The sequence below is a fragment of the Deinococcota bacterium genome, assembly GCA_030858465.1.
Lineage (GTDB): Bacteria > Deinococcota > Deinococci > Deinococcales > Trueperaceae > JALZLY01.
Window position 1 is genome coordinate 1 of the sequence record JALZLY010000125.1, and the last position, 8,574, is coordinate 8,574.

Sequence of the window (8,574 nt, forward strand, 5' to 3'; positions counted from 1 at the left end):
CCTTCGAGCGCTCGGCGGCCCAGGCCGACCGCGACCGGTTGGCGGCGGACTTGAGCGAAACGCAAGAGGCTCTCGAGGCCGCGTCGGCCGAGGGTGAGACCCAAGCCGCGCGCGCGGACGAGCTCGAGGGTGAGCTGGCGGACAGCCGCAGCGCGCTCGAGGCGGCCCGCGGCGAAACCGACCGCCTCGAGGAGGACTTGACAACGACCCAAGGCGAGCTCGAGGCGGCCACAGCCGAGTTTGCAACCGAAAGAGACAGGCTCGGTGACAACGTCGAGGCGCTCGAGGCCGAGCTGGCCGAGACCCAAGCACAAGCCCAGGCGCGCGAGGAGGCGCTGGCGGCCGAGCTGGCGAGGCTCGAAGGCGAACGCGATACGGCTCAAGAGGAGACTCAGGCGCAAGGCACGGCGCGCGAGGAGGCTGAGGCACGCGCGGAAGCGCTGGCGGCGGAGTTGGCGAGCCGCGAAGAGGCGCTTGAGGCGCGCGCCGAGGCGCAGGCCGCGCTCGAGCGCCAACATGCCGAGCTGAGCGAGGAGTTCGCGGCGGCGCAGCAGGAGAGTGCCGCGCTCACGGCCGAGGTGGAGACGCTCGAGGAGAGCGCCGTAGCGGGTCAGGCCGTGCAGGCCGCCCTCGCCATCAGCCGCGACACCGCCGCGGCGCAGCGCGCGCAGCTCGCGGCGGCGCTAGGAGAGGCCCGGCAGGCGCACGACAGCTTGCAGGCGCAGTTGGCGGCCCGTGAGGCTGAGCTGGAGCGCGCCCAGCAGGAACGCGACATGGCCCAGGCGAGCCTTCAACGCGCCCAGGAAGAGGCCTCCGCGCGCGAGGAGACGCGTGACGTACTCGAGGGCGAGCTGGCGGACAGCCGCGGCGCGCTCGAGGCGGCTCGCGGCGAAACCGACCGCCTCGAGGAGGACTTGGCAACGACCCAAGGCGAGCTCGAGGCGGTCACAGCCGAGTTTGGAGCGGAGAGAGACAGGCTCAGCGAGAACGTCGAGGCGCTCGAAGCTGAGCTGGCAGCGGCGCGGACGCAGGCCCAGGCGCGCGAGGAGGCGCTGACGGGCGAGCTGACTCAGCTTGAAGAAACACGTGACGCGCTCGCCCGCGAGCGCGACGCCGCCCAGGAACGCGGCCGGGAGGAGCGTGAAGCCCGCGAGGCGGAGGTCGGGGTGCTCGAGGGTGAACTCGCTCTGGCGCGGGCCGCCCTGACCATCAGCCGCGACACGGCCGAGGCGCAGCGCGCGCAGCTTGAAGGCGAGCTGGCCGGCAGCCAAAGCGCGCTCGAAGCGGCGCGGAGCGAGGCCGAACGCCTCGAGCAAGACTTGGCCGAGCGCCAGAGCCGCCTGGTGGCGCTACAGGAGAGCGTGGCCGAGCAGGGCGCCAGCCTGGACGAGGCCGAACGTGAACTCGCCACCCGCCAAGCAGCGCTCGAAGGGGCCGAAGCGCGCGCCGGCGCCCTCGAGGCCGAGCGCGACGCGGCCGTGGCCGGCGCGCGAGAGGAAGGTGTGGCTCTCGAGGGGAGGGCGAGCGCTCTGGAACGCGAGCTCGAGACGAGCCGGAGCGCGCTGGGCGAGCTCGAGACGGAGGCCGCGCGACTCGGCGAGGAGGCGGCGACCCTGCACACCGCGCTCGCGGACGCCCGAGAGGAACGCGACGCTCAGGCAGCGGCGCTGGGGCGCGAGCGGCAGGCGGCCAGAACGCGCCAGGCCGAACTCGAGGGGACATTGGCGGCGACCCAGGAGGAGGTCGCCACCCTCGAATCGCGGCTCGTCGCCGCCCGGGGCGAAAGCAGCAGTCTGCAGAGCGAGGTCGAGCGCCTGCTGGCGGAGCGGGCGGACCTGCGCGTCCGGCTGACCGAGGTCGAGGGCCGGCAGGAGATGCTGGTCGGCGAGCGCTCGACCCTGGCCGAGCGCTTGGACCGCACCGCCCTCGATCTCACCCAGGCGCAGTCGCGCGCCTCGGATCTCAACGTCGCCTATGAGGGCCTGCTCGAGGAGGGCGAGGCGACCCAGGCTGATCTCGCGCAGGCCCGGCTCGAGCTCGAGGAGGCGCAGTCCGAGGTCGCCCGCCTGACGGGCGCCCGCGGCATCTACACGGTGCAACCCGGCGACACCCTCACCACCATCTCGAGCTTCTTCTACCGCCGCGCGGGTCGCTGGCCGGATATCCTCGAGGCCAATTCGTTCCTCATCGAGAACCCCAACCTCATCTATCCGGGGATGGTTCTCATCATCCCGCAGTAGGCGAGGCTCTCTTTGTTGGAGCGAGACTCGGAGCGAGACGGGCTTTGGACGGCTCAGCCGTCCCGGCTGTAGGCCGGCTCGCCCGCTATGTAGACGCGTGCCACGCTCTCCTCGCGGGCCAGGGTGAAGAGTACGCCCAGAGCTTCTCTCGCACTCTGGGCGTGCGCCAGCGCGCGCTCGAGCGTGCTCCCCTGCGGCGCCCGGACGAGCACCAGATCGGCGGCCTTGCCTACGCGCAGGTCGCCGATTTCGCCCTCGAGATCGAGAGCCGCCGCGCCCGCCGCGGTGACCAGGTAGAGCAGCCTGTCGGGGCCGAGCGGGTAGCCCTCCTGAAGCATCTGTCCCTGGTAGGCCTGGAGGCCTTCCTTGAAGAGGCTGAAGCCGGTGCCCGCGCCCACGTCCGAGCCCAGGGCCACCTTGACGCCGCGCCTCAGGTGCGCCCGCAGCCCGAACAGGCCGCTGCCCAGAAAGAAGTTGCTGCTCGGGCAGTGCGCGACCGAACTTTCGTGGTCCGCGAGCCGCGCGAGCTCGCTCCCCGTGGCGTGCAGGTTGTGGGCGAAGACCGAGCGCCTACCGAGCAGGCCGTGAGCCTGGTAGACGCTCAGATAATCCCTCGCCTCCGGAAAGAGTTCCCTGACGAAGGCAATCTCCTCAATCGTCTCGTTGAGGTGGGTCTGCACGTAGAGGTCAGGGGTCTCCTCGAGCAGCTCGCCCAAAGCCGCGAGCATCCTCGGCGAGGAGCTGATGGCGAAGCGCGGGGTGAGCGCGTAGCGCAGCCTTCCGCGGCCATGCCAGCGCGCGATGAGCGCCCGGCTGTCGCGCTGCGCCTCCGCGGGGCTGCGGTGCATCTCGCTCAGCAGGTTGCGGTCGGAGGTGATGAGGCCGCTGATCACGCGCAGGCCGCGCCGCTCGGCCGCCTCGAAGAGGGCGCCCTGTGCTGCGACCACGTGAACGCCGAAGACGAGCGCGCTGGTGGTGCCGTTCATGAGGAGCGAAAGGATAAAGTCCGCGGCGGCCTGCCGCGCGAAGGCCGGCTCGGCGAAGGCGAGCTCGGCGGGCAGGATGCGCTCACGCAGCCAGCTTAGCAGCGGCAGGCCCATCGCGCCCAGGCTGTAGACCTGCGGGTAGTGGACGTGGGTATCGACGAAGCCGGGCAGGAGGATGCCGGGACGCAGGTCGGTGACGGCTACCTCGGGATGCTCGCGGCTCACGGCGTCGTAGTCGCCGAGCGCCGCGACGCGGCCGCCCTTGACGAGGAGCGCGCCGTCCTCGAAGACCTCGAGCGCCCCCTCCTCCTGAAAGGGATTCCTCGGCGTGTGCATCATGGTGGCGCGCAGGAGCCGCGGTGCTCTCGCCACTTAGGAGGCCGCCTCGCTCTCCAAGAGCGCCTCGCTCGCCCTCTCCCAGGCCGCCATCGCCCCTAGCAGCTCGGCCTCCAGGCGGGCGTGGTCCAAGGACAGGGCGGTGATGGCCTCGGCGCTCAGCTCCTGCGGCCGGCTCAGCCCCGCGCTCACCTCGGCGAGCCGGGCCTCGAGCTCGGCGACCTCGGCCTCGAGACCTCCCAAGTCGCGCTCGAGCTGCCACTTCGACGGCCCCCTCTTCTCCTGGGACGCATTCGCCTTGGGTTTGGGTGTCTCCTGCTTGTCTTCTTGCCTGTCTTCTTGCAGGGCGGCCTTGCGCCTGCGCTGGTAAAAGTCCCAGTCGCCCTCATAGGCGGTGAAGGTGCCGCCCCTGATTTCCCAGACGAGGTCGGTGGTGGCCCCTATAAAGCGGCGGTCGTGCGAGACGATGAGCAGGGTGCCCGCAAAGTCCAGCAGCGCCGCCTCGAGCGCGGTGATCATCTCGAGATCCAAGTGGTTGGTCGGCTCGTCGAGCACCAGGAAGTTGTACTCGCCCAGGGTGAGCTTTAAGAGCGCCAAACGCGCCCGCTCGCCGCCGGAAAGGTCGGCGACGCGCTTGAACTGAGCGTCGTAGGGAAAGAGAAAGCGCCCGAGCAGGTTGTGCGCCTCCTTGTCGCCGACCATGCGGATGAGCTCTTCGCTCAGGGTGCTCCCCGGATCGACGCCGCGCAGCTCCTGGTCGTAGTAGCCGACCCGCACCCGCACGCCGTAGTGCAGGGCCGCGGCCGGGTCGTCACTGGGCTCTTCGCCCAGGAGCACCCTGAAAAAGGTGGACTTGCCCGCGCCGTTGGGCCCGACGAGCGCGATCCTCTGCCCCGCCCGCACGGTCAGGTTGACGCTGCTAAAGAGCGCCTCGCCGTCGAAAGCCTTGCTCAGGTGTTGCGCCTGCAAGACGAGCTCGGCGCTGGGCTCGCAGGGAAAGCGAAAGCGCACCGACTTCTCCGCCGCCTCGGCCCCCGCCAGCATCCCCGCCGAGAAACGGTCCACGCGCTTTTGCATCGCCTTGGCACGGCGGTGCAGCTTGGCGTTCTGGCCCGCCCAGCGGTGCATCCGCTCGGTCATCGTCTCGAGCCGGTCGTGTTCCCTGGCCTCGTTGGCGCGGGTGGCGTCCTCGACGCGCGCCTGCTCGGCGCGGTAGGCCCAGTAGGCGCTCGGGTTGCCGCCGTAAGCGCGCAAGACCCCGCGCGAGACCTCGGCAGTGCCGTCACAGGCCGCGTCCAGAAAGGCCCGGTCGTGCGAGACGATGAGGGCGGCGCCTCCGTAGCGGCCCAAATAAGCCTCGAGCCACTCGCGCATCTCGATGTCCAAGTGGTTGGTCGGCTCGTCGAGCAGCAAGACCTCGGGCTGCATCATCAGCAGGCGCGCCAGCCCGAGCCGGGTCTTCTCGCCGCCCGAGAGCTGCGCGGCCGGCTCCTCCTCGCGGCCGCGAAAGCCCAAGGCGTAGAGGACGGCGTCCCGCCGCGCCCGCCGCTCGTAGCCGCCGCGGCGCTCGAAGCGCTCGTGCAGGGCTTCCCAGGCCTCGTAGACCTCGGGCTGGTCGAGGCCCTCGCGCTCGAGCCCGCCCAGCCCTTCCTCCATCACCGCCAACTCGGCGAAGGCCCGCTCGGCGATGTCCGCGACCCGCTCCCCCGGCGCAAAAGTGGGGTCCTGCTCGAGCATCGCCATCTGCGCGTCCTCGCGCAGGAATACGTGGCCGCCGTCGGGCGCCTCCTGCCCCATCAACAGGCGCAAGAGGGTGGTCTTGCCCGAGCCGTTGCGGCCGATCAAGGCCACGCGGTCGCCGCGGCGCAGCTCGAGCGTGGTACCTTCCAGGACGACTTGGTCGCCGTAGAACTTGTCGACTTGGTGCAGGGCCGCGAGCAGCATAGAGTCTGCTATGAATCCGCCGACCGCAGCAACTGGGATGCGGCGCGGGTGAAGATATATAGATTGTTACCCTCGGAGTTGTATTCATGTCGAAGCAGACCCACTTCTACAAGGGTCCTTAAGTCATCCTCCAAAAAACGAGGATCGTCTATTTCTACTTCTCCACTCGTATCAAGATAGATAAGCAACGTTCCATCAAAGGTTCGGATTTCAATAAGTTTGCTAGCACCTGACAACTCCAATTGCTTCAGGATGCTTAACGCCTGGTGCGAGAGCACAGCTTCTGCTTTGAGTCCTCTAGTCAAATTAGAGAATCCAGGTATGCCGCTCGCGTAAGATGCCAAGGTATTATCCAGCACCTCTAGTTTCCCCATCAGCGCTTCGTGCTGCTCACCAAGCAGATCCTTAATCCCATCTGTAGTCTGGGCGTTGCTCTCAAGTAGTTCCTTTACTTCTTCATGGTTAGTTTTGACCAACCACGCCATGAACTCGTTGAAATCTGCTTGTCTGGAGTCACCGCGTTCAGCACGGAACTGTCCGATCAAACTGACAACAGTCGCGAACGCCGTTGCTACGGACAAAGGATCCATTTACCCTCCTCATTCATGACTATTGATTCTGCCGCAGTTGACAGTATAACACGCCCCATAGCGAGCGTTTGACTGTAAGACGATTAAAAGTGTCTCGTTAACAGAGACTCAAGGGCGCGCAGAAAGAAGGAGCCCGGCCTGCCAAAACGTAGACAGCCGGGCCGGATGAAGGGAGTGCGAACCTACTCGTAGCGGATGTTTCGCTCCGTCTCGAGGTCGAAGGCCTGGATCTTGTTGATGTCGGCCAGGAGGTCGATCTGGTCGCCCATCTTGACGTCGGCGTGGGCGTCGATGCGGGCGACGAGGGTCTGATCGCCGCCGACCGAAGCGAGGACGTGGGTCTCGGCGCCGAGCGGCTCGACGACTTCGACCTGCACGCGGATGGCGTTGTCGCCCTCGCCCTTCTCGGCGATGCTGGTCTGTCCGCGCAGCCCCAGGCTCTCGGGACGGATGCCCATATGCACCTTCTGGCCGTTGTGCCGCTGCAGCTTCTGGGTGAGCTCGGTGTCCGCGGCGACGTTGAAGCTCGGGCCCTTGATGCGGCCGTTCTCGACCGTGCCGACGAGGAAGTTCATGGCCGGCGAGCCCATAAAGCCACCGACGAACTTGTTGACCGGCTTCTCATAGAGGTTGATGGGGGTATCGACCTGCTGGATGAGGCCGTCGCGCATCACCACGATGCGCGTGCCCATGGTCATCGCCTCGACCTGGTCGTGGGTCACGTAGACGGTGGTGACGCCCAGGCGGCGGTGCAGCTTGGTGATCGAGGCGCGCATCTCGACGCGCAGCTTGGCGTCGAGGTTCGAGAGCGGCTCGTCCATCAAGAAGACCTTGGGCTCGCGGACGATGGCCCGGCCGAGCGCCACCCGCTGGCGCTGCCCGCCCGAAAGCTCGCGCGGGCGGCGGTCCAAAAGGTGTTCGATCTGCAAGATCTTGGCGGCCTCGCGCACGCGCCTGTCGATCTCACTCTTGGCGGTGCGGCGCAGCCGCAGGCCGAAGGACATGTTCTGGTAGACGTTCATGTGGGGGTAGAGGGCGTAGTTCTGAAAGACCATGGCGATGTCGCGGTCCTTGGGCGGCACGTCGTTGACCACCCGGTCGCCGATTCTCAGGGTGCCGTCGGAGATCTCCTCGAGACCCGCGATCATGCGCAAGGTGGTGGTCTTGCCGCAGCCCGAAGGCCCGACGAAGACCATGAACTCCTCGTCCGCGACGTGCAGATTGAAGTCCTTGACCGCATCGATATTGCCGAAACGCTTGTAGACCTGATCGAGAATAACCTCAGCCACCAGCAATCCTCCCTTGAACTCGCCTCATCGCTTCTCCAATTGCTTATCCACTGAAGTCTAGCACAGATAGCGCGCCGAGCCAAGCCAAACAGGTGCTCAGCTAGGCTACCGACCCTCACCATCCCAAGTCCGCTACCGTACCTGACCCGCATTCCCAATCCCCGCCATAGGTCAGGGCCACTAGGCCCAGGCACTGGGTGCCTAACCTGTAGGTCAGGGCCACTAGGCCCAGGCACTGGGTGCCTAACCTGGCAGAACAAACGCGAACACCGCTGGGAGAATTTAAGGAATTGGTTGCTCCAGCCCTGACCAAAAAGCAAAGAGGAGGCCTCGAGCTCGAGGCCTCCTCTTTGTGCTTGTCTTTTACAGGTTCAGCTCAACGGTTGGCGCTGCCCATCTGGGACTGCCCCTGGGTTATTTAGGGACGCTCGACGGTGATGACCGGCGAGGTCCAGGTTTCCCAGTGGGCGGGGTTGTTGGCGTCGCCCAGGGCTTTCAGCACCGAGAACTTGAGCTGATAGTCGCCTTCGGGAACTCGGACACGCACGTCGTCGCGAGCCCTAGCTCTGGTATTGACCGCCGTACCGTCCCAGGCGAAGGCGAAGAAGCCGTTGGGGGTGGAGTTGCGACCGAAGTACTCAGTCTTAAACGTGGTCAGGTCAAGGTTCCCGTTTGTCTGCCTGAGCGGCACGATCTCCATCTTGACGACGCGCGCGAAGTGCCTGAAGTGGGCGAGGACGTGGGCAATATCGCCGTCCTTCATGGTGAAGGTGGCGCCAGCCTCTTGCCTGCGGTAGGTGTTGCCGTCGAGCTTGGCGAGCCAGGGGAAGCCGTTGGGGGTGGGCTCGAGCACGGTGATCGACTGGTAGTCGCCCTTGAAGCCCGAGTAGGGGACGCGCACGGTCTGGCCGACGTCGTCGGGGGTGAAGACCAGGTAGCCGCCGTAGACGGCCTTGTCGGGCAGGCCAGGGTTGGCGGTGATGGTCACGCTGACCGTGGCGCTGCCGCCCTCGGGCACCGTCACCGTGCTGTTGCTGAAGCTCACACCCGCACCAGAAATCCAGTAGGTAGGCGCGTAGGGGTTGCCGGCCGTAGCGACGCTGTTGGCGGCGTTCGAGGGGGTGTAGGTCACGGCGCTGTCGCCGCTGTTGTGGAGCGTCATCGTGGTGCTGAAGGGGCCGCTCTCGCT

General features: G+C 66.9%; 6 protein-coding genes. 1 reads left to right on the forward strand and 5 read right to left on the reverse strand.

Features of this window, described 5'->3' with window-relative positions; genetic code table 11:
- Window positions 1–2,240, forward strand: a 2,240-nt coding sequence (locus M3498_05935; GenBank protein ID MDQ3458822.1) for a LysM peptidoglycan-binding domain-containing protein, incomplete at its 5' end; no start/stop codon positions are given.
- A gap of 53 nt (window positions 2,241–2,293) precedes the next feature.
- Here M3498_05935 and guaD read toward each other — a convergent pair.
- From guaD to M3498_05960, 5 genes are all read right to left on the reverse strand, one after another.
- Window positions 2,294–3,598: a guanine deaminase gene (gene guaD, locus M3498_05940; protein MDQ3458823.1), complete on the reverse strand. Its 1,305-nt coding sequence runs from the start codon at window positions 3,596–3,598 to the stop codon at window positions 2,294–2,296.
- A complete protein-coding gene (locus M3498_05945; protein ID MDQ3458824.1) occupies window positions 3,599–5,506 on the reverse strand; it encodes an ABC-F family ATP-binding cassette domain-containing protein in 1,908 nt (635 codons plus the stop codon). It abuts the gene before it with no gap.
- An 8-nt stretch (window positions 5,507–5,514) separates the two neighbouring features.
- Window positions 5,515–6,096: a hypothetical protein gene (locus M3498_05950; protein MDQ3458825.1), complete on the reverse strand. Its 582-nt coding sequence runs from the start codon at window positions 6,094–6,096 to the stop codon at window positions 5,515–5,517.
- A 182-nt stretch (window positions 6,097–6,278) separates the two neighbouring features.
- Entirely contained in the window at window positions 6,279–7,385 is a 1,107-nt protein-coding gene (gene ugpC, locus M3498_05955) for a sn-glycerol-3-phosphate ABC transporter ATP-binding protein UgpC (GenBank protein MDQ3458826.1), read from the reverse strand.
- Between the two features lie 418 nt (window positions 7,386–7,803).
- Window positions 7,804–8,574: Fn3-like domain-containing protein (locus M3498_05960; protein MDQ3458827.1), on the reverse strand; the 771-nt coding region annotated here is incomplete at its 5' end.